General features: G+C 58.9%; 23 protein-coding genes, 2 tRNA genes and 3 rRNA genes. 15 read left to right on the top strand and 13 right to left on the bottom strand.

Annotated features, from left to right (window positions below):
* Nucleotide 1: 1 nt before the first annotated feature.
* Nucleotides 2-607: a lytic transglycosylase domain-containing protein gene (locus EL335_RS11270; protein ID WP_126446952.1), complete on the bottom strand. Its 606-nt coding sequence runs from the start codon at nt 605-607 to the stop codon at nt 2-4.
* A complete protein-coding gene (locus tag EL335_RS11265) occupies nt 598-2,325 on the bottom strand; it encodes a proline--tRNA ligase (RefSeq protein ID WP_126446950.1) in 1,728 nt (575 codons plus the stop codon). The genes EL335_RS11270 and EL335_RS11265 overlap by 10 nt, the downstream gene beginning before the upstream one ends.
* A 114-nt stretch (nt 2,326-2,439) precedes the next feature.
* On the opposite strand from EL335_RS11265, the gene EL335_RS11260 reads away from it, so the two are divergent.
* Genes EL335_RS11260 through coq7 form a run of 3 tightly spaced genes read left to right on the top strand, consistent with a single transcriptional unit; the run spans nt 2,440 to nt 4,130 of the window.
* Nucleotides 2,440-2,988, top strand: a complete 549-nt coding sequence (locus tag EL335_RS11260; protein WP_126446947.1) for an RNA pyrophosphohydrolase — start codon at nt 2,440-2,442, stop codon at nt 2,986-2,988.
* Nucleotides 2,985-3,494 carry a CNP1-like family protein gene (locus EL335_RS11255; RefSeq protein WP_172600093.1) on the top strand — a complete coding sequence of 170 codons (510 nt, stop codon included), beginning with the start codon at nt 2,985-2,987 and terminating at the stop codon, nt 3,492-3,494. Before EL335_RS11260 ends, EL335_RS11255 begins: the two co-directional genes overlap by 4 nt.
* Nucleotides 3,495-3,503: 9 nt before the next feature.
* The gene (gene coq7 / locus EL335_RS11250; RefSeq protein WP_172600092.1) at nt 3,504-4,130 is read left to right on the top strand and encodes a 2-polyprenyl-3-methyl-6-methoxy-1,4-benzoquinone monooxygenase; all 627 of its coding nucleotides are present in this window, start codon (nt 3,504-3,506) and stop codon (nt 4,128-4,130) included.
* A 6-nt stretch (nt 4,131-4,136) separates the two neighbouring features.
* Here the strand turns inward: coq7 and EL335_RS11245 are convergent, their stop codons facing one another.
* Nucleotides 4,137-4,556, bottom strand: a complete 420-nt coding sequence (locus EL335_RS11245) for an OsmC family protein (protein WP_431306271.1) — start codon at nt 4,554-4,556, stop codon at nt 4,137-4,139.
* A 264-nt stretch (nt 4,557-4,820) separates the two neighbouring features.
* Between EL335_RS11245 and rplM the strand changes: the two genes are divergently transcribed.
* From rplM to erpA, 6 genes are all read left to right on the top strand, one after another.
* A complete protein-coding gene (gene rplM / locus EL335_RS11240; protein ID WP_126446941.1) occupies nt 4,821-5,249 on the top strand; it encodes a 50S ribosomal protein L13 in 429 nt (142 codons plus the stop codon).
* Nucleotides 5,250-5,263: 14 nt separating this feature from the next.
* Nucleotides 5,264-5,656, top strand: a complete 393-nt coding sequence (gene rpsI / locus EL335_RS11235; RefSeq protein WP_126446939.1) for a 30S ribosomal protein S9 — start codon at nt 5,264-5,266, stop codon at nt 5,654-5,656.
* 169 nt (nt 5,657-5,825) lie between these two features.
* Nucleotides 5,826-6,854 (top strand): N-acetyl-gamma-glutamyl-phosphate reductase, encoded by a 1,029-nt coding sequence (gene argC, locus EL335_RS11230; RefSeq protein WP_126446937.1) that lies wholly within the window; start codon nt 5,826-5,828, stop codon nt 6,852-6,854.
* A gap of 86 nt (nt 6,855-6,940) precedes the next feature.
* Complete coding sequence (locus EL335_RS11225) at nt 6,941-7,246, top strand: hypothetical protein (RefSeq protein ID WP_126446936.1); 306 nt, start codon at nt 6,941-6,943, stop codon at nt 7,244-7,246.
* Nucleotides 7,247-7,284: 38 nt separating this feature from the next.
* Nucleotides 7,285-7,686 carry a bactofilin family protein gene (locus tag EL335_RS11220; RefSeq protein WP_126446935.1) on the top strand — a complete coding sequence of 134 codons (402 nt, stop codon included), beginning with the start codon at nt 7,285-7,287 and terminating at the stop codon, nt 7,684-7,686.
* 308 nt (nt 7,687-7,994) lie between these two features.
* The gene (gene erpA / locus EL335_RS11215; protein ID WP_126446934.1) at nt 7,995-8,345 is read left to right on the top strand and encodes an iron-sulfur cluster insertion protein ErpA; all 351 of its coding nucleotides are present in this window, start codon (nt 7,995-7,997) and stop codon (nt 8,343-8,345) included.
* 58 nt (nt 8,346-8,403) lie between these two features.
* Here erpA and EL335_RS11210 read toward each other — a convergent pair whose 3' ends face one another.
* Nucleotides 8,404-9,699: a M23 family metallopeptidase gene (locus EL335_RS11210; protein ID WP_172600091.1), complete on the bottom strand. Its 1,296-nt coding sequence runs from the start codon at nt 9,697-9,699 to the stop codon at nt 8,404-8,406.
* Between the two features lie 321 nt (nt 9,700-10,020).
* Between EL335_RS11210 and tyrS the strand changes: the two genes are divergently transcribed.
* The 6 genes from tyrS to rrf all read left to right on the top strand — a co-directional run bounded on the left by tyrS (nt 10,021) and on the right by rrf (nt 17,004).
* Nucleotides 10,021-11,208, top strand: coding sequence for a tyrosine--tRNA ligase (gene tyrS / locus EL335_RS11205; protein ID WP_126446932.1), 1,188 nt, complete (start codon nt 10,021-10,023; stop codon nt 11,206-11,208).
* 337 nt (nt 11,209-11,545) lie between these two features.
* Nucleotides 11,546-13,093: ribosomal RNA gene (locus tag EL335_RS11200) — 16S ribosomal RNA — on the top strand.
* Between the two features lie 54 nt (nt 13,094-13,147).
* A tRNA-Ile gene (locus EL335_RS11195) sits at nt 13,148-13,224 on the top strand.
* Between the two features lie 8 nt (nt 13,225-13,232).
* A tRNA-Ala gene (locus tag EL335_RS11190) sits at nt 13,233-13,308 on the top strand.
* A 290-nt stretch (nt 13,309-13,598) separates the two neighbouring features.
* Nucleotides 13,599-16,770, top strand: a 23S ribosomal RNA gene (locus tag EL335_RS11185).
* Between the two features lie 119 nt (nt 16,771-16,889).
* Nucleotides 16,890-17,004: ribosomal RNA gene (gene rrf, locus EL335_RS11180) — 5S ribosomal RNA — on the top strand.
* Together the 16S, 23S and 5S rRNA genes with 2 tRNA genes alongside form the textbook arrangement of a ribosomal RNA operon.
* Before the next feature lie 134 nt (nt 17,005-17,138).
* Here the strand turns inward: rrf and proB are convergent.
* From proB to EL335_RS11135, 9 genes are all read right to left on the bottom strand, one after another.
* Nucleotides 17,139-18,254, bottom strand: a complete 1,116-nt coding sequence (gene proB / locus EL335_RS11175) for a glutamate 5-kinase (protein WP_126446930.1) — start codon at nt 18,252-18,254, stop codon at nt 17,139-17,141.
* Entirely contained in the window at nt 18,247-19,266 is a 1,020-nt protein-coding gene (gene cgtA, locus EL335_RS11170; protein WP_126446928.1) for an Obg family GTPase CgtA, read from the bottom strand. The genes proB and cgtA overlap by 8 nt, the downstream gene beginning before the upstream one ends.
* A 62-nt stretch (nt 19,267-19,328) precedes the next feature.
* Nucleotides 19,329-19,589, bottom strand: a complete 261-nt coding sequence (rpmA, locus tag EL335_RS11165) for a 50S ribosomal protein L27 (RefSeq protein ID WP_126446926.1) — start codon at nt 19,587-19,589, stop codon at nt 19,329-19,331.
* Between the two features lie 22 nt (nt 19,590-19,611).
* Nucleotides 19,612-19,923 carry a 50S ribosomal protein L21 gene (gene rplU / locus EL335_RS11160; RefSeq protein WP_126446924.1) on the bottom strand — a complete coding sequence of 104 codons (312 nt, stop codon included), beginning with the start codon at nt 19,921-19,923 and terminating at the stop codon, nt 19,612-19,614.
* Nucleotides 19,924-20,009: 86 nt separating this feature from the next.
* On the bottom strand, nt 20,010-20,681 hold the full coding sequence (locus tag EL335_RS11155; RefSeq protein WP_284155349.1) for a type II secretion system protein: 672 nt from the start codon (nt 20,679-20,681) through the stop codon (nt 20,010-20,012).
* Nucleotides 20,678-23,053 carry a hypothetical protein gene (locus EL335_RS11150; RefSeq protein WP_126446922.1) on the bottom strand — a complete coding sequence of 792 codons (2,376 nt, stop codon included), beginning with the start codon at nt 23,051-23,053 and terminating at the stop codon, nt 20,678-20,680. Before EL335_RS11150 ends, EL335_RS11155 begins: the two co-directional genes overlap by 4 nt.
* A 10-nt stretch (nt 23,054-23,063) precedes the next feature.
* The gene (locus tag EL335_RS11145) at nt 23,064-23,354 is read right to left on the bottom strand and encodes a hypothetical protein (protein WP_126446920.1); all 291 of its coding nucleotides are present in this window, start codon (nt 23,352-23,354) and stop codon (nt 23,064-23,066) included.
* 152 nt (nt 23,355-23,506) lie between these two features.
* On the bottom strand, nt 23,507-24,103 hold the full coding sequence (locus EL335_RS11140; protein WP_126446919.1) for a hypothetical protein: 597 nt from the start codon (nt 24,101-24,103) through the stop codon (nt 23,507-23,509).
* Nucleotides 24,104-24,105: 2 nt separating this feature from the next.
* Nucleotides 24,106-25,650, bottom strand: a complete 1,545-nt coding sequence (locus EL335_RS11135; RefSeq protein ID WP_126446917.1) for a hypothetical protein — start codon at nt 25,648-25,650, stop codon at nt 24,106-24,108.
* Nucleotide 25,651: the final 1 nt, after the last annotated feature.

Genomic DNA, 25,651 nt, shown 5'->3' with positions numbered 1-25,651 from the left:
ACTACTGCCGCGCCTGAATGATGCGCGGGCCCCAGGCCCAGCGTTTCTCCCACGCCGCGCGCACCATGTTGGGGTATTCCGGCCGGCCGAGGCTGCCGTTGTAGCGGCCCAGCGCGCGAAACAGGTCGCCATTTTCGATGTCGAGATAATGCCGCAGGATCGTGCAGCCATAGCGCAGGTTGGTGCGCAGGTGGAACAGGTTGTGACTTTTTTCGCCGATCAGATCGACCCAGAAGGGCATCACCTGCATGTAGCCGCGCGCCCCGGCCATTGAAACCGCATACTTGCGAAAACCGCTTTCCACCTCGATGAGCCCCAGGACGAGCTGGGGATCGAGGCCGGCGCGTTGGGCCTCGTAGCGCACGGTCTTGAGGAATTCGAGCCGCGCCTGGCGATCCGGCATGCGTTTTTCCAAGCGACGCGACATCTCGGTGAGCCAGTCGATCTTTTCCTCGATGCTGGCAAAGCGCGGCTCCGGCGCCGCACGATCGGCGATCGCGGCATGCAGCGCGGCCTGCACGCTGGCCGCCAGCGGTTCGTATTTCTGTGCGCCGGCATGGGCTTGCAGGCCCCATGCGGTCAGCAACAGCAACGCGGCTAGACGCATACCTTGCCGCGCACGAACGCCGCGATCTCGGCCAGCGGCACCTTCGTGGCGGCGGCATCGCGGCGGTGCTGATATTCGGCCATGCCTTCCTTCAAGCCACGCTCACCGAGCGTGACGCGATGCGGCACGCCGATCAGCTCCCAGTCGGCGAACATCACGCCGGGCCGTTCGTCGCGGTCGTCGAGGATCACGTCGAGGCCCGAGACGATCAGTTTTTCGTAGAGGTCGAGGGCAGCCTGGCGCACCGCTGCCGATTTGCCCCAGCCGACCGGGCAGATGACGACCGTGAAGGGCGCGATCGCATCCGGCCAGATGATGCCTTTTCCATCGTGGTTCTGCTCGATCGCCGCGCCTGCCAGACGCGTGACGCCGATGCCGTAGCAGCCCATGACCATCAGCTGCGGCTTGCCGGTTTCATCCAGATAAGTGCAGTTCATCGCCGCCGAATACTTGGTGCCGAGGTAGAACACGTGGCCGACCTCGATGCCGCGCTGGATGGCGAGCTTGCCCTTGCCGTCCGGCGAAGGGTCGCCCGCGACGACATTGCGGATGTCGGCGACGATATCCGGCTCGGGCAGATCGCGGCCCCAGTTGATCCCCTGGATGTGGAAACCGATCTCGTTGGCCCCGGAAATGAAATCGGCCATGTTCGCGACCGTGCGGTCGGCGACGATCTTCACCGGTTTGCGAGTGTTGAGCGGCCCCAGGTAACCGGGCGGACAGCCGAAATGCTCGATGATCTCGGCTTCGGTAGCGAAACGAAAGCCATTGTCGAGCCCGGGTAGCTTGCCGGCCTTGACCTCGTTGAGCTCGTGATCGCCGCGCACCAGCAGCAGCCAGATTTCCGCGCCCAGTGGCGTATCGACGGCGAGCACGACCGATTTCACGGTCTGTTCGAGCGGAACCCCGAGCAGGCGGGCGACATCCTCACAACGCGTCGTCTCGAAAGTGGCGACTTTCTGCAGCGCCAAAGTCGGCGCTGGCCGGACGGCACTCAATGGCAACGCCTCGGCGAGCTCGATGTTGGCGGCGTAGTCGGAATCCGGGCAATACACCAGCACATCCTCGCCGGTCTCGGCGATCACCTGGAACTCGTGCGACAGCGAGCCGCCGATCGCGCCGGTGTCGGCGCGCACGGCGCGGAATTCGAGTCCCATGCGCTCGAAGATGCGCGTATAGGCTTCATACATTGCCCGATAGCTCTTTTCGGCGCCGGCTTCATCGCGGTCGAAGGAATACGCGTCCTTCATCGTGAATTCGCGCCCGCGCATCACGCCAAAGCGCGGCCGGCGCTCGTCGCGGAACTTGGTCTGGATGTGATAGAAGTTCTTCGGTAGCTGGCGGTAACTGTGGATCTCACTGCGGGCGATGTCGGTGATCACTTCCTCGGAAGTGGGCTGGATCACGAAGTCGCGCTCATGGCGATCCTTCACGCGCAACAGTTCCGGCCCCATCTTGTCCCAACGTCCGGTCTCCTGCCACAGCTCGGCCGGCTGCACGATCGGCATCAGCAATTCGATCGCGCCGGCGCGGTTCATCTCCTCGCGGATGATCGCCTCGATCTTCCTGATCACCCGCAGACCCATCGGCATGTAAGTGTAGATGCCCCCGGCGAGCTTTTTGATCATGCCCGCGCGCGTCATCAGCTTGTGCGAGACGATTTCGGCATCGGCGGGCGCTTCCTTGAGGGTATTGATGAAAAACTGGCTGGCGCGCATGAGCAAAATTTCCTTGGGTCTCAATGGACTGCGTATTTTACCCATCCAGATGGCTTTCCTCGTGCCCTGGAATGTGGAACAATCATGTCCAGACAAACAGTTTGAGGTTTCACCATGCTCGATCGGGAAGGTTATCGCCCGAACGTCGGCATCATCCTGACCAATCAGCGTCACGAGGTCTTCTGGGGCAAACGGATTCGCGAACATTCCTGGCAGTTCCCGCAAGGCGGGATCAAGAAGGGAGAAACCCCCGAGGAAGCGATGTTCCGCGAACTCTATGAGGAAGTGGGTTTGAGGCCCGAGCATGTCCGCATTCTCGGCCGCACGCGCGATTGGTTGCGCTACGACGTTCCGCAACAATGGGTGCGCCGCGCATGGCGCGGCGCTTACAAAGGGCAAAAGCAGATCTGGTTCCTCTTGCGGCTGATCGGCCGCGACAGCGACATCTGTCTGCGCGCGACCGCCAAACCCGAGTTCGATGCCTGGCGCTGGAGCGAATACTGGGTGCCGCTCGAATCGGTGATCGAATTCAAGCGCGGTGTGTATCAACAGGCGCTGACGGAACTGGCGCACCTGCTGTTTCGTCTTCCCGGTCAGGCATCGGGACGACCGGAGGCCTGGAATGAACCACTCGCTGCCGAATGGGCGAGCGAAGAGCGATGAAGCGCTTTTTTTCCGTTTTTTTCTCGTTGTTCCTGGCCAGCAACGCGTCCGCCGGGTTGTTTGCCGACGAGGACCCCGATGCGCCCAAATGGGAAGAGGAGACCCCGCAACTGCCTGGCTTTCCAAAGGAAGCCGATCTGCGTGAATTCTTCGTCAGCGCCACGACGCCGCACCGCTATTTCATCGACACGGCGAGCTTGAGCGTCGGCAAAGATGGCGTGGTGCGTTACACCCTCGTCGTTCATACACGAGGCGGCGTGACCAACATCACCTACGAGGGCCTGCGTTGTGCCACCGGCCAATTCAAGATCTACGCCACCGGCCATACCGATGGCCGCTGGGTGATGGCCCGCCAAAGCGCTTGGCGGCCGATCGAAAACAACCCGACCTACCGCCATCATGCCGCGCTCTCGCACGATTACTTCTGCCCCATCGGCAATCCCATCGCAACGCCCGAGGAGGGGCGCGAAGCCTTGCGCTTGGGCAAGCATCCGAGCGTGAATTGAGCCGCCCCGATGAGCCTGCTCGACCCCCTCATCCTGCAACTGGACCAAGCGCTGCGAACCTTGTTCGTCCCAGCGCCGACCAAGCGGCCGATGCCAGGCGAGACCCTGCCCGAGCCGGAATTGACCGAGCCCGAACGTCGCCATGCTGCGGCCCTGATGCGCATCGATCATGTCGGCGAAGTTTGCGCGCAGGCGCTCTATGCGGGCCAAGCCTTCACCGCGGCGAGCAGCGCGGTGCGTGAAGCGCTCAAGCGCGCCGCCTGGGAGGAAACCGAACACCTCAACTGGACCGAGCGGCGCATCGAAGAGCTGGGCGGCCGGAAGAGCCTGCTCAATCCACTCTGGTATGCCGGGGCATGGGCGATCGGCGCGATCGCCGGCAAGCTGGGCGATCCGGTCAGCCTCGGCTTCGTCGCCGAAACCGAGCGGCAGGTCGAAGCGCATCTGGAAGGACATCTGCGCCAGTTGCCGGCTGCCGATCAGCGCTCGCAGAGAATCGTCGATCAGATGAAGGCTGACGAGATCGCTCACGCACAAATGGCGATCAGTCTCGGCGCGGCCGAGCTGCCGATCTTCGCCAAAGGCGCGATGAAACTGGCCGCCAAGGTGATGACGACGACCGCCTACTGGATCTGATCCGGGCTAGATTTCGACGATTTCCCAGGAGTGATGCATCTGGGCGGTCTTGCCCAGCATGATCGAGGCCGAGCAATATTTTTCGGCTGAGAGCTTGACGGCGCGCTCGACCGCCTCGGGCTTGAGATTGCGGCCTTTGACGATGAAATGCAGGTCGATGCGCGTGAAGACCTTGGGGTCCTGTTCGGCACGCTCGGCAGTGATCCGAACGGCACAGTCGCTGATTTCCTGGCGCGACTTCTTCAGGATCGACACGACGTCGAAGGCGGTGCAGCCGCCGGTGCCAGCCAGCATCAGTTCGAGGGGCCGTGGCGCCAAGTTGCGACCGCCGGCCTCGGGTGCCCCATCCATCGCCACCATGTGCCCGGAGCCGGTTTCCGCGATGAAACTCATGCCGCGTGGCTGCCAATGTACGGTGCATTCCAACATGCTGGATCTCCTTTTGAACTCGAACATTCCATTTCCGTTGGGGATGATTGTAGCCGCCTGCCATCTCCTGATCGCTCGCAATATGCTCTGCGAAACTCGGCGCTGGTGGCACGGCACGCGCTCTGGAAAAGTATTTGACTTTTTTCGGCCCTTTGCGCTACCATGCGCGGCTTTCCGCGTGGGGGCCAACCGCTTCGGCTCCCATGTCACACCCACCGGCCGCGTCCACCGGCTGTTTGACACTGGTAGCAAGGACTTTCCATGAAGACTTTTTCCGCCAAGCCGCATGAGGTCAAGCGCGATTGGTTCGTCGTCGATGCCACGGACAAGGTGCTCGGCCGTTTGGCTTCAGAAATTGCCCGCCGTCTGCGCGGCAAGCACAAGCCGGAATACACCCCGCATGTCGATACCGGTGATTACATCGTCGTCGTCAATGTCGAGAAGCTGCGCGTGACCGGCAACAAGGCTCAGGACAAGAAATACTACCGCCACTCCGGCTTCCCCGGCGGTATCTATGAGACCAATTTCATCAAGCTCCAGCAGCGCTTCCCGGCCCGTGTGCTGGAAAAGGCCGTCAAGGGTATGCTGCCGAAAGGCCCGCTCGGCTATGCAATGCTGAAGAAGATGAAATGCTATGCCGGCGCCGAACATCCACACACGGCGCAGCAGCCAAAAATACTGGAAATCTGACAGGACCACACACTATGTCGGCCAATTACTACTATGGTACCGGTCGCCGCAAGACCGCCGTGGCACGCGTGTTCATGAAAAACGGCAGCGGCAAGATCATCGTCAACGACAAGCCGGTGGATGAATTCTTTTCCCGCGAAACTGGCCGGATGATCGTGCGCCAGCCCCTCGAGCTGACCCAGCATCTCAACACGTTCGACATCATGGTAAATGTCACCGGGGGGGGTGAGTCCGGGCAGGCAGGCGCCGTGCGTCATGGCATCACCCGTGCGCTGATCGAATACGATGCCACGCTCAAACCGGCGCTCTCGCAGGCCGGCTTCGTGACCCGTGATGCACGTGAAGTCGAACGCAAGAAGGTCGGTTTGCACAAGGCGCGCCGTCGCAAGCAGTTCTCGAAGCGCTGATACCTTCATTCGCCAAGCGCCGCAGCGCCGACCTCGGCCACCCCAAGTCGATCGAACGCAAGTGGTTACGGTCGGGAGGAACGACGTTTCGCGCAAAAAAGCCGCCTGCGGGCGGCTTTTTTGCGCCTTCATTATCGGGGTATGATTCACGTTTCGATTGGAGTGCAGCATGATCAAGGTGGGTATCGTTGGCGGCACCGGCTATACGGGTGTCGAATTGTTGCGCCTGCTGGCGCAACATCCCGAGGTGGAACTGACCGCGATCACCTCTCGTGCCGAAGCGGGAAGCGCAGTGGCCGACATGTTTCCGAGCCTGCGCGGGCGGATCGGCCTCAAATTCAGCGATCCGGCAAGCGCACCGCTGAAGGATTGCGATCTCGTCTTCTTTGCCACACCCAATGGCGTGGCGATGCAGCAGGCTCGCGGTTTGCTCGATGCCGGCGTGCGTGTCATCGATCTCGCCGCCGATTTCCGTCTCAAGGACGTCTCCCTTTGGGAGAAATGGTATGGCCTGACACATGCCGCTCCCGACCTCGTCGCCGAGGCGGTCTATGGCTTACCCGAGCTCAATCGTGTGCAGATCAAGGGCGCCCGTCTGGTCGCCAATCCCGGCTGCTATCCGACTGCAGTGCAGCTTGGCTTTTTGCCCTTGATCGAAGCCGGCTGTGTCGATATCGATCATCTGATCGCCGATGCCAAATCGGGTGTGTCGGGCGCCGGGCGCAAGGCGGAAACGCACCTCCTTTTCCCCGAGGCTTCCGACAATTTCAAGGCCTACGGTGTTGCGGGCCATCGCCATCTGCCGGAAATTCGGCAGGGGCTGGCGCGCATTGCCGGCGCTCCGGTCGGTTTGACCTTCGTCCCCCACCTGACGCCTATGATCCGGGGCATTCACGCGACGATGTATGCGCGTATCACCAGGGAAGCGGACTTCCAGGCGCTTTATGAAAAGCGCTATGCTGGCGAAGCCTTCGTCGATGTCTTGCCCCCTAAGTCTCATCCCGATACCCGTTCCGTCAGGGCGGCGAACGTTTGCCGCATCGCCGTTCATCGTCCGCAAGGCGGCGACATGCTGGTGATCCTGTCGGTGATCGACAATCTGGTCAAAGGCGCGGCCGGGCAGGCAGTGCAAAACATGAACCTGATGTTCGGTTTCGACGAATGCCTTGGCCTCACGCAAATTCCCGTCTTGCCCTGATCCTGAGACGCTGGCGTGGGCGTTTCGGTATCACCGCCCCGCGGGTCGCAATCCGGCCGCAGCGGCCGTGGTATGTGCGGTTTTTCTTGGTCGTTGCGGTGCTGTTGGGATTGGCGGGGCTGATCTGGCTGATCGACCCTGCCGAACGCCTGGCAACGATGAACCATGTCGAAGAGATCGTGGCTCTGAAAAAAACCAATGCGGATTTGGAGGAAGAAGTCGAACGTCTGCGCGGACAGTTGGCGGCTCGTGAAAGCGATTTGCAGATCGAACAGGCCGCGCAGCGATCGCTGACCGACAAACACAAAGCCTTGATGGAGGAAAATGCCCGACTCAAGGAAGAATTGGCCGTACTGCAGCGGTTGGCGGAAAAATCGAGCAGAAAGAGGTGAATTGTAACCCGGCCCGTCTTGTGGAAAAGGAGGTGCTCATGTTCAAGAAGCGCAGCAAGCCGAACGGTAAGATCGATACTTTGATCGGAACAGGAACGACTGTGGAAGGCAATATCACTTTCTCGGGCGGCTTGCGCATCGACGGTGAAGTCCACGGCAACGTTTGCGCAGCCGGCGATCAGCCCGGAACCCTGGTGATCAGCGAACAAGCCCGCGTCGATGGCGAGGTTGCCGTTCCTCATGTCGTCATCAACGGCACTGTCAATGGGCCAGTCCGTTCGGCCGAGTCCCTCGAGTTGCAGCCGCGTGCCCGTGTGACTGGGGATGTCGAATACAGCACCATCGAGATCCATCTCGGGGCGATCGTAGAAGGACGCTTGCTGCACCGTGGCGCCGAAAGCGCCAAGGCCGTCGAATTGAAGCTGGCAGTCGGTCATTGAACCCAGATTGTCCATTAGATCGTCCTTTCATCGATGAGCGTGAGCAAACGTTATCATCTTGGACTGCGCGGGCACTTTCGGGCTGCGGGCGGCATCTTCGCGCCCCCGCTCCTCGCCAATAGACGAGGGTTTTGGCTCGTCGCGGGGACGCAAACCTGCTCGCCCTCGCCACGAAATCGCCTCGCGCCCTAATGGACAATCTGAGTTGAAAACACCCTGTCCGCCACAATTTGTCGCATTTGACGGACCGCATCTTGCGTCCGATAATGAAGCACCTCGATAAACCAGCCCCAAGGAGAACATCGCCCATGAATGCGCCCGCTGAAATGACGACGCCACTGATCTTCACCGATAGTGCGGCCAACAAAGTCAAAGAACTGATCCTCGAAGAGGGTAACCCGGAACTTAAGCTGAGGGTTTTCGTGACCGGAGGCGGTTGCTCAGGTTTCCAGTACGGGTTTACTTTCGACGAGGTAGCCAATGAAGATGACACCGTGATGGAAAAGAACGGGGTCACGTTGCTGATCGACCCGATGAGCTTCCAGTATCTCGTCGGTGCTGAAATCGATTACAGCGAGGGCTTGCAGGGTTCGCAGTTCGTCATCAAGAACCCGAATGCCACGAGCACCTGCGGTTGCGGTTCTTCGTTTTCGGTTTGAGCGCTGGTCGAACGGAAACGCAAGGGCGCCAATGGCGCCCTTGCGTTTTGTAGAGTCCTCAATCGAGCAGGGCGATGCGGATATCGCGCGCCATCGCGAGCTGGCTGGCCATTTCTGCCGCTGTGACCTTGAACGCCGCCAACTGCTCATCTGGCAGGGGAGCTGCTGCTGGCAGGGCGATCGAGAGCGGATTGCGATGCACGCCAGCGACGCGGAACTCGTAATGGAGATGGGGGCCGGTGGCAAGGCCGGTAGCACCGACGTAGCCGATGACCTCGCCTTGCGAGACCCGCGCGCCTTTCCGCAATCCCGCGGCAAAACCTGATAGATGACCGTAGACGGTGGTCCGGTTTCCTGAATGCCTGATCATCACGACCTTGCCATAGCCACCTTGTATGCCGACGAAATCGACCACGCCATCCCCGGTTGCTTTGACGCGCGTACCAACAGGTGCGGCGTAATCGATGCCGCGATGTGCTCGAACCTCACGCAGTAGGGGGTGATAGCGGGCGTTGGAGAAGCCGGACGTAATCCTCGAAAATTCGAGCGGCGAGCGCAGGAAGGCCTTCTTCAGGCTTTGCCCATTTTCCGTGTAATAACCTCCGGGGCCCTGTATCGGCTGGTACCAGAATGCACGGTATGTCTTGCCGTCGTTGATGAACTCGGCGGCCAGAATCCGCGGGTTTCCGATCGGCTTGCCGAGATGATCGGTGGTTTCATAGATTACGGAAAACCTGTCGCCCTTGCGCAGGTCGCGGTGGAAGTCGATGTCGCCACCAAATATGTCGACTAATTGAATAGCGACGGCATCTGGGATGCCGGCCTCGTCGGTGGCACCGAACAGCGAATGCCGGATCGTCGCCGACTTCAATGCAACCCTGGTAGCGAGAGGAAGAGCATCGGTCCTGGCGGCAAACCCTTCTGATGTGCGCTGGACGACGAGCGCTTTCGAATTCTCGCCGTTTGACGGAAAGACGAGGGATTCGAGCTCGCCATTCGTATCGATCCGGGCAATGAATGATTTCCCGGGAACCAATTGTCGTGCGAATGCCGCAGCGCTTTTGTCCTGGCGCAGAAAGCGTTCGGCTTCGGCCGTGTCGATGTCGAGTTTGGTCAACAGGCTGCCGAGGGTGTCGCCACGCTGAATGACGATCTCGCGAGTAAGCGAATTCGCAGATCCCTCGATGGGTTCAAGGACTGGCGGGGATAACTGCTCGACGACCTGCTTGATATCTGCATTGAGGTCAAGGGTATCGCGGGCAGTGCCGAACGCAGCCGCCATGAAAAAAGACATCGCGGCGACACCAGCGCCAATCGAGGCGATACGCAGGATTGGCGAGGTATTGCGGAACAAGGATCGACCAGGTGCTTGGTTTAGAATCTGGTGCATCGATTCGTGGCTTGGCAACGACGGCGTCCAAGTCTAGCAGACATTTCAACCCAGATTGTCCATTGGAACACGAGCGGGTTTCGAAGGCGACGGCGAGTAGGTTTGCGTCCCCGCGACGAGCCAATAACCGTGTCTATTGGCGAGGAGCGGGGGCGCGAAGATGCCGCCCGCAGGCCGAAAGCCGCCGTGTAGGGCGATGAAATGACCGTATCAAATGCTCATGGCGCATCAGCCCGGTCTAATGGATAATCTGGGTTCAACCCATCAAAAATCTGGTGCTATCGTATGATTGATGTCGAATCCCAGCTTGCCCTGATCAAACGCGGTGCAGAAGAGCTGCTCGTCGAGGCCGAACTCGTCGAAAAGCTGAAAACCGGCCGCCCCCTCCGAGTCAAGGCAGGGTTCGATCCGACCGCGCCGGATCTGCATCTTGGCCATACGGTACTGATCAACAAGCTCAGACACTTCCAGGAGCTGGGCCATCACGTGATGTTTCTGATCGGCGATTTCACCGGCATGATCGGCGACCCGACTGGCAAGAACGCCACCCGCCCGCCGCTGTCCCGCGAGCAAATCAAGCAAAACGCCCTGACCTATCAGGACCAAGTGTTCAAGATTCTCGATCCGGAGAAAACCGAAATCTGTTTCAACTCCACCTGGTTCGATAATCTCGGTGCGGCGGGCATGATCAGGCTTGCCGCCCAGCATACCGTTGCGCGCATGCTCGAACGCGATGACTTTGCCAAACGTTATGCTGCCAATCAGCCGATCGCCATCCACGAGTTCCTCTATCCCTTATGTCAGGGGTACGACTCTGTCGCCATGCAGGCGGATGTCGAATTGGGTGGCACGGATCAGAAGTTCAATCTCCTGGTGGGGCGTGAGTTGCAAAAGCATTATGGGCAGATACCCCAGTGCATCCTGACCATGCCTTTGCTCGAGGGCTTGGATGGCGTCAACAAGATGTCCAAGTCGCTGGGCAACTACATTGGCATCGCCGAACCGCCGCGCGAGATTTTCGGCAAACTGATGTCGATTTCGGACGAGCTGATGTGGCGCTATTACGAGCTGCTTTCGTTTCGTTCCAGCAACGAGATTGCGGCGCTCAAACGCAATGTCGCGGAAGGCGCCAATCCGCGGGACGTCAAAATCGCACTGGCGCAAGAGCTGGTGGCGCGTTTCCATGGTCAGGACGCCGCCAGAGCGGCGCTGGAAGATTTTCTTGCTCGTTTTCAACGAGGCGCCATCCCCGATGACATGCCTGAACTGTCTTTGCCTGCTGGCCCGGTAGCTCAGGTGTTGAAGCAAGCTGGACTCGTCGCGAGCACCTCAGAGGCCATGCGCTTGATCGGCGGCGGGGGGGTGCGCATCGATGGTGTCAAGATCGAGGACAGGGCCTTGCAATTGCAAGCCGGCTCCACCATCGTGCTGCAAGTCGGGAAACGCAAATTCGCGCGGATCACTCTTTCCTGACGCGCATTTCAGGGCAAGAAAAATTTTTTCTGAAAGTCGTTGACGCGTAAAAGTCGGTAGGTATAATGCGCCCCTCTTTGCTGCGCGACGCAGCATGTTCTTTAAAAACCTAACAGCCGATAGGTGTAGGTGTTTGCTGGGTGAGCCAGTGGATCTGGGCGTTGGTAGTGAGGATCGAAGCTACTGACGCGGGCTGAGTTGGAAGACTTGGTTCGACTGTGTGGTTACGGATTAACTGGCGAGAAGAAAATAGCAGCAAGCGCTTACCGAGAAAGAACAGTAAGGTTTAGAGAAGACCTTGTTGATTCTGGAGAGACAGTAAGCGAGCGAGAAGATTGAACTGAAGAGTTTGATCCTGGCTCAGATTGAACGCTGGCGGAATGCTTTACACATGCAAGTCGGGCGGCAGCGCGGGGCTTGGGCAACTGAGTCCTGGCGGCGAGCGGCGAACGGGTGAGTAACACATCGGAACGTACCCAGTTGTGGGGGATAGCCCGGCGAAAGCCGGATTAATACCGCATACGACCTGAGGGTGAAAGTGGGGGACCGCAAGGCCTCACGCAATTGGAGCGGCCGATGGCGGATTAGCTAGTTGGTGGGGTAAAGGCCTACCAAGGCGACGATCCGTAGCTGGTCTGAGAGGATGATCAGCCACACTGGAACTGAGACACGGTCCAGACTCCTACGGGAGGCAGCAGTGGGGAATTTTGGACAATGGGCGCAAGCCTGATCCAGCCATTCCGCGTGAGTGAAGAAGGCCTTCGGGTTGTAAAGCTCTTTCGGCGGGGACGAAACGGTGGAGGCGAACACCCTCTGCTAATGACGGTACCCGAAGAAGAAGCACCGGCTAACTACGTGCCAGCAGCCGCGGTAATACGTAGGGTGCGAGCGTTAATCGGAATTACTGGGCGTAAAGCGTGCGCAGGCGGCTCTATAAGACAGATGTGAAATCCCTGGGCTCAACCTAGGAACTGCGTTTGTGACTGTAGAGCTGGAGTGCGGCAGAGGGGGGTGGAATTCCACGTGTAGCAGTGAAATGCGTAGAGATGTGGAGGAACACCGATGGCGAAGGCAGCCCCCTGGGTTGACACTGACGCTCATGCACGAAAGCGTGGGGAGCAAACAGGATTAGATACCCTGGTAGTCCACGCCCTAAACGATGCCAACTAGGTGTTGGGGAAGGAGACTTTCTTAGTACCGAAGCTAACGCGTGAAGTTGGCCGCCTGGGGAGTACGGTCGCAAGATTAAAACTCAAAGGAATTGACGGGGACCCGCACAAGCGGTGGATGATGTGGATTAATTCGATGCAACGCGAAAAACCTTACCTACCCTTGACATGCCTCGAATCCTGCAGAGATGTGGGAGTGCCCGAAAGGGAGCGGGGACACAGGTGCTGCATGGCTGTCGTCAGCTCGTGTCGTGAGATGTTGGGTTAAGTCCCGCAACGAGCGCAACCCTTGTCATTAGTTGCCATCATTGAGTTGGGCACTCTAATGAGACTGCCGGTGACAAACCGGAGGAAGGTGGGGATGACGTCAAGTCCTCATGGCCCTTATGGGTAGGGCTTCACACGTCATACAATGGTCGGTACAGAGGGTAGCCAAGCCGCGAGGTGGAGCCAATCCCAGAAAGCCGATCGTAGTCCGGATTGCAGTCTGCAACTCGACTGCATGAAGTCGGAATCGCTAGTAATCGCGGATCAGCATGCCGCGGTGAATACGTTCCCGGGTCTTGTACACACCGCCCGTCACACCATGGGAGTGGGGTTCACCAGAAGTAGGTAGCCTAACCGCGAGGGGGGCGCTTACCACGGTGGGCTTCATGACTGGGGTGAAGTCGTAACAAGGTAGCCGTATCGGAAGGTGCGGCTGGATCACCTCCTTTCTAGAGAAAGCCTGGTGAGCACCTACAACCTATCGGTTGTTTGAAAGCGGCAGCGGGTCTGTAGCTCAGCTGGTTAGAGCACCGTCTTGATAAGGCGGGGGTCGTTGGTTCGAACCCAACCAGACCCACCACCTTGAGAGGGGGTGTAGCTCAGTTGGGAGAGCGCCTGCTTTGCAAGCAGGAGGTCATCGGTTCGATCCCGTTCACCTCCACCATAACAGAGATCAGGGATCAGGGATCAGATGGAAAGTCTGAATCTTGATGCGTGATTTTTGGTCACGGAGGCTGTTAGATCTTTAACAACTTGGAAGAAGTGAAGGTGCTGGTGAGGTAATCACGGTAGGGAGCTGGGGAAGTCTGATTCCTGGTTTCTGAACCCTGGTACCTGACCGGCATGGGTAGTGATTGCAATCTTCGCTTCCATCCTGAACCAGCGATGGAAGTGGAACAAGCACGAGTTGTGCCTGTAGCGTGGCCTGGCGGGAGTCGGGTGACAACGTTATAGGGTCAAGCGACGAAGTGCATGTGGTGGATGCCTTGGCGATCACAGGCGATGAAGGACGTTGTAGCGTGCGAAAAGCTTCGGGGAGCCCGCAAACAGGCTTTGATCCGGAGATGTCCGAATGGGGAAACCCGGCCCTGCATAGAGCGCTTTCGCTGTGCGACGCACAGCAAAAGCAAACACAAAGCAAACAGGCTTGGAGGCAGTCCAAAGGTTGGATAGCCCAAAGCGTTTGTTTGCGCTTTCGCTGTGCGACGCACAGCAAAAGCAAACACAAAGCAAACAGGCTTGGAGGCAGTCCAAAGGTTGGATAGCCCAAAGCGTTTGTTTGCGCTTTCGCTGTGCGACGCACAGCAAAAGCGACCACAAAGCAAACAGGCTTTGTGGAGCGAAGCGGTTGGTTTGTGTGAAAGAGAGCGCTGTATGCAGGGTCATCCTGTCCTGAATCCATAGGGACATGGAGGCGAACCGAGGGAACTGAAACATCTAAGTACCTCGAGGAAAAGAAATCAACCGAGATTCCGTCAGTAGTGGCGAGCGAAAGCGGAAGAGCCTGCAAGAGATAGCTGCTGCGTTAGTGGAACAGTCTGGAAAGGCTGGCCATAGAGGGTGACAGCCCCGTACGCGAAAACCCGGCAGTGGGACTAAGCTTGCGACAAGTAGGGCGGGACACGAGAAATCCTGTCTGAAGATGGGGGGACCATCCTCCAAGGCTAAATACTCGTGATCGACCGATAGTGAACCAGTACCGTGAGGGAAAGGCGAAAAGAACCCCGGGAGGGGAGTGAAATAGATCCTGAAACCGCATGCATACAAACAGTGGGAGCCCGCAAGGGTGACTGCGTACCTTTTGTATAATGGGTCAGCGACTTACGTTCAGTAGCGAGCTTAACCGGATAGGGGAGGCGTAGGGAAACCGAGTCTGAATAGGGCGAATGAGTTGCTGGGCGTAGACCCGAAACCAGATGATCTATCCATGGCCAGGATGAAGGTGGGGTAACACTCACTGGAGGTCCGAACCCACTACTGTTGAAAAAGTAGGGGATGAGCTGTGGATAGGGGTGAAAGGCTAAACAAATCTGGAGATAGCTGGTTCTCCCCGAAAGCTATTTAGGTAGCGCCTCATATGGACACTGCCGGGGGTAGAGCACTGTAATGGTTGGGGGGGTCATTGAGATCTACCTCGCCATAGCAAACTCCGAATACCGGCAAGTGATGTATGGGAGACAGTCACCGGGTGCTAACGTCCGGTGACGAGAGGGAAACAACCCAGACCGCCAGCTAAGGTCCCCAATGATTGGCTAAGTGGTAAACGAGGTGGGAAGGCATAGACAGCCAGGAGGTTGGCTTAGAAGCAGCCACCCTTTAAAGAAAGCGTAATAGCTCACTGGTCGAGTCGTCCTGCGCGGAAGATGTAACGGGGCTCAAGCCAATAACCGAAGCTGCGGATGCACAGCAATGTGCGTGGTAGGGGAGCGTTCTGTAGGTCTGTGAAGGTGGCTCGAGAGGGCTGCTGGAGATATCAGAAGTGCGAATGCTGACATGAGTAGCGATAAAGCGGGTGAAAAGCCCGCTCGCCGAAAGCCCAAGGTTTCCTGCGCAACGTTCATCGGCGCAGGGTGAGTCGGCCCCTAAGGCGAGGCCGAAAGGCGTAGTCGATGGGAAACAGGTCAATATTCCTGTACCTTTGTCATCTGCGATGGGGGGACGGAGAAGGTTAGGTCAGCCGGGTGTTGGACGTCCTGGTTTAAGCGTGTAGGCGTGCTCTTTAGGCAAATCCGGAGGGCTAAGCCGAGGCGTGATGACGAGTGGTCTTTGACCGCGAAGTGACTGATACCCTGCTTCCAGGAAAAGCCTCTAAGCTTCAGGATGACGAAGACCGTACCGCAAACCGACACAGGTGGGCAGGATGAAAATTCTCAGGCGCTTGAGAGAACCCAGGAGAAGGAACTCGGCAAATTGACACCGTAACTTCGGGAGAAGGTGTGCCCCGAGTACGTGTAGTCCCTTGCGGGCGAAGCGGAAAGGGGTCGCAGAGAATCGGTGGCTGCGACTGTTTAACAAAAACACAGCACTCTGCCAAGTCGAAAGACGACGTATAGGGTGTGACGCCTGCCCGGTGCCGGAAGGTTAAGTGATGGGGTGCAAGCTCTTGATCGAAGCCCCGGTAAACGGCGGCCGTAACTATAACGGTCCTAAGGTAGCGAAATTCCTTGTCGGGTAAGTTCCGACCTGCACGAATGGCGTAACGATGGCCACACTGTCTCCTCTTGGGACTCAGCGAAGTTGAAATGTTTGTGAAGATGCAATCTCCCCGCGGCTAGACGGAAAGACCCCATGAACCTTTACTGTAGCTTTGCATTGGACTTTGACGGGACTTGTGTAGGATAGGTGGGAGGCAGTGAAGGCGAGTCGCCAGATTCGCTGGAGCCGACGTTGAAATACCACCCTGGTGTCGTTGAGGTTCTAACCTGGGCCCCTGAATCGGGGTCGGGGACCGTGCATGGCAGGCAGTTTGACTGGGGCGGTCTCCTCCTAAACGGTAACGGAGGAGTACGAAGGTCGCCTAGGCACGGTCGGACATCGTGCTCATAGTGCAATGGCAAAAGGCGGCTTGACTGCGAGACCCACAAGTCGAGCAGGTGCGAAAGCAGGTCATAGTGATCCGGTGGTTCTGTATGGAAGGGCCATCGCTCAACGGATAAAAGGTACTCTGGGGATAACAGGCTGATTCCGCCCAAGAGTTCACATCGACGGCGGAGTTTGGCACCTCGATGTCGGCTCATCACATCCTGGGGCTGTAGCCGGTCCCAAGGGTATGGCTGTTCGCCATTTAAAGTGGTACGTGAGCTGGGTTCAAAACGTCGTGAGACAGTTTGGTCCCTATCTGCCGTGGGCGCTGGAGATTTGAGGGGGGCTGCTCCTAGTACGAGAGGACCGGAGTGGACGTACCTCTGGTGGACCGGTTGTGACGCCAGTCGCATCGCCGGGTAGCTAAGTACGGAAGAGATAAACGCTGAAAGCATCTAAGCGTGAAACTCGCCCCAAGATGAGATCTCCCGGGGACTCGATCCCCCTAAAGGGTCGCGGAAGACCACCGCGTTGATAGGCTGGGTGTGGAAGCGCAGCAATGCGTTGAGCTAACCAGTACTAATTGCCCGTGCGGCTTGACCCTATAACCTTGTCACCACAACGACAATCCCGCACAACGCCAACCCCGTTGTGCCCCAACAGCACAACCATCACTACCCCCCACACTTCTTCCACCCCCCACCCAATTCACCCCAGTTTCAGTCTGGTGTCCATAGCGTCTCGGTACCACCCCTTCCCATCCCGAACAGGACCGTGAAACGAGACCGCGCCAATGATATTGCCCCCCTCCGGGCGAGAAAGTAGGTCAACACCAGACCCCCTTCCCCAACGCCCCGCCTCCACAACCCGGCGGGGCGTTTAAAAAGAGAAGCCCGCTGATCATCAGCGGGCTTTCCTGTTTACACAGACTCGGAATAGCTGTGCGATCCGATGGTTGGATGGACTATTGGGCTAGATCAGCACCAAGTTATCGCGATGGATGAGTTCTAATTCATCCATGTAACCCAGCAAGGACTCGATCTCACTGCTTGGACGACCGACAATCTTGCGTGCTTCATTGCTTGGATAGTTTGTCAATCCGCGGGCAATTTCGCAGCCATTACCATCGAGACAGGCAATGACCGTGCCGCGGTCGAATTCGCCTCGAACCTCACGAACCCCGATCGGCAGTAGGCTTTTCCCGCGGCGGAGAGCCTCGACCGCGCCATCGTCCAGCACAACCGATCCCGCCACACGCAAGTGATCGGCAAGCCATTGTTTGCGCGCCGCAAGCGGCGTTTGATGTGCGCGCAGGCAGGTGCCGATTGACTCGCCCTGAGCGGCACGGAGCAACGCATCGGGTTCGCGGCCGCTGACGATCAAGGTGTGAGCGCCACTACGGGCTGCGCGTTGCGCCGCTTTGACCTTGGTGATCATTCCTCCCTTGCTGATGGCGGTGCCGGCGCCCCCGGCCATCGCTTCGTAGATGCGGTCTTCGGCGTCTCCTTCCGAAATCAGTGTGGCATTGGCATCAAGCCGCGGATCTGCGGTGAAGAGCCCCTGCTGATCGGTGAGAATGACCAAGGCTTCCGCCTCGACGAGGTTGGCGACCAAGGCACCAAGGGTGTCGTTGTCCCCGAATCTGATTTCTTCGGTGACGACGGTGTCATTTTCGTTGATGATCGGTACGACGGCAAGATCGATCAGGGTATTGAGAGTGGAGCGGGCATTGAGATAACGGCGGCGATCTGCCAAATCATCATGAGTGAGAAGAACCTGTGCGCAGGTTAGTCCGTGTTGGGCAAAAAAGGACTCATAGGCCTGGGTCAGTCCCATTTGACCAACGGCGGCCGCGGCCTGCAGCGCATGGATGGCATGGGGGCGTTTTGTCCAGCCCAGCCGTTGCATTCCTGCGGCTATCGCCCCCGAAGAAACGAGCAAAATCTGCCGGCCGGCTTTGTGAAGCTGTGCGATCTGTCGTGCGCAGTCGGAGATGAATTCGGATGAAAGGCCGGCACCGTTATTGGTAACGAGTGCGCTGCCAACCTTGACGACGAGGCGGCGGCATTGGGCGATGTCGTTACGCATGATCTGTTGCGGACAAAAATTGCATGATTCGTTGGCAAAGCTGCTGACATCCCTCGCCGGTTGCGGCGGAGATGGTAAAGGCGGGCGATGGGTTACCGAGTCCATGCAGTATCGTGCTCAGCCGTTCCTCGCGTTCATCTTCAGGGATCAGGTCAATTTTGTTGAGGACGATCCAGCGCGGTTTTCGAAACAGGTCTTCGTCGTAATTGCGCAGTTCCTGAACGATTGCTTTCGCATCGGCGACCGGATCGGCAGCAGGGTCGGGTGGTGCAATATCGATCAGGTGTAGCAGAAGCCGAGTACGCTGGAGGTGCTTCAAAAAACGGTGACCCAGCCCTGCGCCTTCGGATGCACCGCGTATCAGGCCAGGAATATCGGCGACGACGAAGCTTTGGTTTTCTGCCACCCTGACGACACCGAGATTGGGATGCAAGGTAGTGAATGGGTAGTCAGCCACTTTCGGCCGGGCTGCGGATACCGCGCGAATGAAGGTTGACTTCCCAGCATTGGGCAGACCGAGCAAACCCACGTCGGCGAGTATCTTGAGCTCAAGTTTGAGCTCTCGGGACTCACCGGGAGATCCAGGAGTAGATTGACGAGGCGCACGGTTCGTACTCGATTTGAAGTGGAGATTTCCCAAACCCCCGATGCCGCCTCTCGCCACGATGACCGTGGCACCGTCATGATCGAGATCGGCAACGGTTTCCCCGGTCGCCATGTCCGTGACGATGGTGCCGACCGGTACGCGCAGTATGAGATCGCTACCGCTCTTGCCATAACAATCTGCGCCCCGACCATTTTGACCATGTTCGGCACGGAAGACACGCGTATATCGGTAATCGATCAGCGTATTGAGGTTACGGTCCGCAACCATGACGACGTTTCCTCCGCGGCCGCCATCGCCACCATCGGGGCCCCCGCGCGGGACGTATTTCTCCCTGCGGAAGGAGACCGCACCATTGCCGCCGTTACCCGCGCTGACAGAAATCAGCGCTTCGTCGAAAAATTTCATGTGAGCAAAAGAAAAAGCCCCATCCAGCCGGACAGGGCTTTATGAAACGATCCAGCCAAGATTCAGGCGACGGGTTCGATGGTGACGTAGTGACGCTGCATCGGCCCCTTGACGCAGAACTTCACGATCCCGGTAGTCTTGGCATAAAGGGTGTGGTCTTTACCGATACCGACGTTCTCACCGGGGTGAAACCGGGTGCCGCGTTGGCGAACGATGATGTTGCCGGCAGCCACCAGCTGACCGCCAAAGCGCTTCACGCCGAGGCGTTTCGATTCGGAATCACGGCCGTTACGCGAACTGCCGCCTGCTTTTTTGTGTGCCATGGTCTGCTCCTAAACCGCGAAATCAGGCATTGATGCTGCTGATTTCCAATTCCGTATAGTTCTGGCGATGCCCTTGATGCTTCTGATAATGTTTGCGCCGCCGCATCTTGAAAATCTTCACCTTGGGATGGCGGCCTTGCGAAATCACCTTTGCAGTCACAGTGGCTCCGGAGACGAGCGGATTACCAATCTTCACGCTCTCGCCAGCGCCGACCATCATGACCTGATCCAGGGAAATTTCGGTGCCCACATCAGCCGGTATCTGTTCTACCTTGATTTTTTCGCCGGCGACCACGCGATATTGCTTGCCACCGGTTTTTATGACCGCATACATGTTGGACTCCAGAGATAACGTTTTGAAGAACCGCGCATGATAATAACTTTTGCTATCGAGGTCAATGTTCGCTGGCAGCGTATGTGTCAAGGCAGACGGCCGGCGGTCACCATGCGATTGAACAAGATGGTCGGTGGCAACCAGACGACCTGATCGTCAAAACTTGTCGCATTGGTTGAATCATGCATGACGAAATCCGTATTGCCGTCGAGATTGGCAAGCTCATCGGCATCGGTGGGGGTGGCGAGGCCGTTTTTGCCGGTCGAAAGAATGACGGCAGGAAGTTGAGTGCCTAGGGTGGCGATGCAGGCACCTGTCGTGCAGACCCGCATGTCTCCGCCCGTGAGTAGAGTGAATCCGGTCATGCTGTTGGAAAAGGAGGCGGTGACTCTATATCGGAATGGATTTCCCCAGGCGTCCTGGCGGCCCAAACCAAGAGTAGACCACGGTAGCTTGCCCTCTTGGTTCGCGCAACTTCCCCCACTGCGGTTTTCTATTCCATCGCCATCGGTGTCCGGGCAAGGCAGATAGGGGCGGCCATCGCTGGCGGGATGACTGGCGGCGAAACCATAGAGCGCTTCAACGATGTCACTCAGTTGCTTGCGGGTTTCCGCGACGTTGCGAAGATCCATCTGGGTGGAGAGCGGCAGGATCATGCCGCCGATCAGCAGGGCGACGATGACCAGCACCACCGCCATTTCGGTGAGGGTGAAGCCGCACATCGCAAGAGTCGGCGCTGGTGGAACGGCACGTTTCATGGAAGCCATGTCGTGAAGAAGTCTTTGATGGTGATGAGTTGGTCATGGGCGCGAGTGCTTTGGGCGTTGGTGAACCCAAGCCTGACATTTTTCAGGGCGGGAGCGTAGCACTGCTGGTCGGTAGTTGAACAGGAATAGCCCGCAGCACAATCGGCATCGCTGGTGCAAAAGCCGCCTTGAAGATCGAATAGAGTCGGCGTGTCGCGCAGGTGGGCTACGAAGCCCGGAGCAAGCTGCGCCATTGGGCGGGTGGTGTCTTTCATCGCCGCGATCTGGTTGGCGGTGGTGCTGCTTTCCTTGAGCAGCCAGACTTCCAACAGCCAGCCTGAGCTATGGTTGGCGGAGTCGGACGCGATACGGGTCAGTTCGACTCGGACATGAATGTCTTGGTTGAGAGGCGTTTGGCTGAGATTGGCGTCGAGTTTGTAAATGCCCGTTCCTTGGGCCGGTGAGAGGGGTGCAGGTGGATTCTGCGGCGGAGGCCGAATGGCCGTCGTCAAGACGGGAACGCCGTGCACGTTGTCGTCAGTGTCCGGACTGTCGCCCCAATAGACGATGCCGAAGTGTCCTCCGATATAGGCGGGGTCGTTGCGAGAGACTTGCCGTGCCGTATCGATTTCGATGCCGATCTTGGGTTCGACGATACGGGGGGGGAGGACGTTGTTGCCAGAATAGCCGAGATGTCCCCCCGCGGCACCGCAGACATCGGCACCGTTGCGGTCTGCGTCGATGATCGCAAAGGTGAAGCCCTCGCCTCTGTCGAGAATGCGGAACCTAAAGTAGCTGCGCAGACCGCTGCCAAGGGGGTGTGTTTCGGGCGTCCAGCTGCAGCCGAAAAAACGGCTGAAATTGGCTGCGCGCTGAGAACGGGAGATCGAGAACAATCGCCCCAATGTCAGGGTGCGTGTAGAGGGATCATAGGCAACGATCTGCCCGCCCAGTGCATTGAGTGCGGGTGAGGTCACCGTGTTCAGGCTCGCCGAGGCAGGAATGCAACGGATGATGTCCTGTTCGGCAGTTTGCCAGTTGCCAATGCGTTCGAGCAGGGGTGGCCCGGAAAAGTTGTGCATGCCAGAGACGAAAGCGGTCAGGTTGCCGCCTTCGAGATAGTTCGCGGGATTGGCTTTGTCGGCCGGCGTGACTCGCACTTGAGCAGGGCCGCGCTGGCCGGCGAACAGCACGGCACCGGCACAGGATGAGCCATTCACCGTTGCAGGTGCAGCGGTGAAAATCATCTCGCGCCAATGCGGGTAGTAAGCGATCGGCGGGACGTTCTGCCCGTAGCAGGCATTGTTGTCGGCACCAGCGATTTTGCCGGTGCCAGGCGTGGCGCCAGCGGCGATTTCATCGCGCAGGCAGCCGACGATCCGGTCGAGCAGGCTATTGATGTCTGCACGGAAGCCGGTGTTCTTGCGCAGGGCGCCGAAAAGCGTGTCCGAGGTTATGGGTATGCCGCGGTCGTTGGCAAGCAGATCACAGCTCGTACCGGTGCAGACATCGGGCAGGAAGTTGCCGGCGGAGGCAAATATCTTGCCTCCGATGTGCATCGGTTTCGGGACATCCGGATCGTTGGCCGGATCGGAGTCACCGGTGCTTCCGCTGGCAGCGTTCGGGCCACCGAGATAATTCGTGATGCCGCCCAGCGCGGAGGCGACGACTGGATCGAGATAGTTTCTCGCGTCGTAGTTGCCGCCGCACTCGGTCACGTCATCCGCGGCCGACGGGCTGCGATCCTGTCCAGGCAGAGGCGGTCCTGGCGCGTAGATGATCGCCACCGGCTGATCGTGTGGGCTGGCAAGGATGCTGTTGAGCGAGGCCGAGCCGTTGGCGACGACGGTGTCGAGCTGGCCGAGCGTGTCCCAGTTCATTGGCGGCGGTTGGGGCGGCGGGGAGGCACGCAGGATACGGCTGTGTAATGAGGAGACGATCAGCCACAGACATTCGCCATCGCCGTCGCGCAGCGGGCCGGTGCCCAATGTGCGCCAGGGAAATCTGCCGATCACCGTCGGGCCGATACCTTTTGCATCGAAACTCAACCCGGTGAAAAAATTGGCGTCACAGCCTTCCAGAGCTTTACCACTTGCATCGAGGCAGAGGGGATCGAGATTCTGATTGCGCGAGCTACCCAAATCCGGTAGTGGCAAATAGCCATAGACCTGGTCAGGTTTCCTGTCGCGCAAGGTTTGCGCGTAGCCGAGCAGCGCATTGCGTGCCTGTGCGAGTGCCGTGGTGGTCTTCTCGCGCCGCAGGGCCTCCATCGATTCAGCCGTCAGACGGTTGACGAGGACGGTCAAGGTGGCCATGACCAGCAATATCAAAAACACCAGCAGCGCGGCACCCTGCTGGAATCGCCGCATGTGCCGTGCCGCCATCGCCGACTTTCTACTTCCGATGGACGCGGATTTCGCCGGCGGCGAGGCCGCCGGCCTTCTCGCCCGTCGACTGATCGAAAGTAACGCCAACCTTCAGCTCGACAGAGGGAGTCGCCCCGGTGGAAAGCGTGGCACGGCTGGGATGTTGGCGTGAAACCTTGGTCGTCACGCCCGTCTCGTAAGCGCCTTCGGTCTGTGGCTGGCCGTTGATCCAGACGGTCGATTTGCCCGAAGATCGCACCACCAAGCCATCGAGACGCACCCTATCGCCTTCCAGTCTGCGTGTTTGCTGGATGTTCATTTGACGTTGTCGTTCGAGCGCAGCGCGCCATTCGGGCGTCAGAAACAAGCGACCGAGGGATGGCTCGCTTAGCGCAGTGGTCTCTGCACATGCCGTGCTCGCTGCGAGCGCGAGGGGGGCGGGGAGCAAGAACGGTATGAGTCGCAGGAGCCTCATAATTTCTCCTGAAGGGTGATCCAGTCGATCTCGCAGGCGGCCTTCAGTTGGGCTGTTTGTGGCTCGGTAGAGGGGGGCAGGCGTTCGATCGTGCAATGGCGCACGCTGATCAGCGCCGGTACCGCCGCCGAGAGATCGGCAAGTAGTCCGAGCAGATCGTTTTCGTGCAGCAGTTGCAGGTCGAGCTTCATCGGGCTGACCAGAAAAGCATAACCGCCAGTGACGGGCTGTTTCGGATCCAGCGGCCGTTGTGGGGCGATTTCGTATTCCATGCCCAGAAGGCGCCGTTTCTCTTTGATGCTGCGCAGCGCCTCGACCCAGTCGAGCCGGCGTTCCGGCTGAGTGCGACCGCGTTCGATCAGCGCTCGATAGCGGTCGATTCGGGCACGGATCTCCCGCTCGTCTTCCTGTGCCCGTGCCACACGATTGCGGCTATCGGCCAGCTGCGACTTAGCCCGCAGTAACGTGCGCTCCGCTTCCTTGCCGGCCTGAATGACCCAGCCAGCCATGCCAGTCGCAACGAGGATCGACAGCAGCAGGAAAGAGAGGCTGCCGATCAGTTTTCTTGCCCCGAGAATCGAGCTATCGTCCATGATCAGAGCTTGTGGATTACACGAAACACGAAGCGGGGAGCCTCAGGCGTGCCTTTTTCATCGCTACTCTTGAGGGTTTTGCCCGACTGGGTGTCGAGCGGTGGCTGCATCAAGATGGCCGTCGTGTCGGGCTGAACACTGAGATGCTTCAGGAAATCGGCCACCACGGCGAGTTGTCCGCGCTGATCGCCCACCATCGCAAGCGGTAGCCGGGCGACGATTTCGGCCTGGGCAAAGGGGCCGCGCAGCGACTGGGATACCGGGGCCGTTTTGCCGTCAACATAGGCGATGCCGTCGGCAGGAAGGGTGGGCATTTGCTCGTCGATGCTCCATTCGATTTTGTCGATGCTGATGGCTGGGAAGGCATCGAGCGAGCGGCTGATCTGTGCCAGCAACGGCGCGGGACCTTGGGCGCGCAGCACGATCTGGTCGTAACGGTCGACGAGCAGACGCAGATCGTCCGGGCTGATCGGAATGCTGGGCAAAGCCTGCAGCATCGTCGCATAGCGTTCCTGATAGAGCCGTGCTTGGAAGCCGGTCTGTTCGATGTCGTCGCGGAGCTTCAGAATGTCGAGGCCACGGTTGACGGCAAACAGGATGCCACCGGCGAGAATCAAGACACCGGCGGTTCTCAGTCCGAACCGGGCTTGCCAGAGGCGATAAAAACCGAGCGCTTCTGCCGGCGCAAACTGTTCGCGCGGCGGTTGTCTTACCAGCAGGTGACAAAACAGCGCATCTGCCTGAGAACTGATAAGCGTGGTGCGCAGCCCGACACGGCGAGCGGTTTCTAGCAGGTTGAGAATGTCGAAACGCAGACTGGCATTGTTCTGACAATGGGCGCGGATGGCCGGAGTATCGGACGGGTGCGCCAGAATCAGCGTAGTGAGGGGTTGGTCGCGCTCGATCAGACGTTGGCTGGCCAGGTACTGATGCATTTTGACGGCTTCGCTCGCTGCTGCGGCGGCCAGCGCGTCGGTGGCATCGTGGATCAGCGGGGTCAGGCGCGAAAAGCGCATTCGGCCGGCGTCGAAGAAGGTCTGCCGCAAACCCGCATGGGTCAGCGTGAGCAGCATCACTTGTGCCGGCGGCTTGGCGGGCAGCAAGCCGCTGACGGTTTGGGAGAGCGCATAGATGCCGGCGAGAATCGCCTGGCTGCGGCGAAATTCGCCAAGCCAGGGCTCGAGATGTTGCGGTTGGGTCAGTGCCATCAACAGCAGGCGCTCGTCACGCCGTCCGGTTTTCAGCCGTCCCTGTGACTGGGCGACGGCGTAGGGTGTACCGTAAAAATGCTGGGCAAGCTTGCGCCGGATGATGGCCTGCCGATCCTTGCCCGTCGTGTAGGGAACGTCCTCGGCCTGGTAGCTTTCCTCGGTGGTGTCGGCCAGCAGCATGAATAGGCTGTGGCGGTGCTCAGTAAGATAACTGCCGAATGCCGCTCGCCCGGCGTCATCACCGGCGAAATTTGCTTCGTGCAGCACCTCGCCGCGCACGACGCAGTAGGCGGCCAGACGCGAGTTATCGAAAAAAAGGACGCGGCGCTGCGGCATG

It is taken from the genome of Sulfuricystis multivorans (genome assembly GCF_003966565.1).
In the GTDB taxonomy this organism is placed as follows: Bacteria; Pseudomonadota; Gammaproteobacteria; order Burkholderiales; family Rhodocyclaceae; genus Sulfuricystis; species Sulfuricystis multivorans.
Note: the sequence above shows the minus strand (reverse complement) of the source record. Positions and strands in the feature narration are given on the sequence as shown.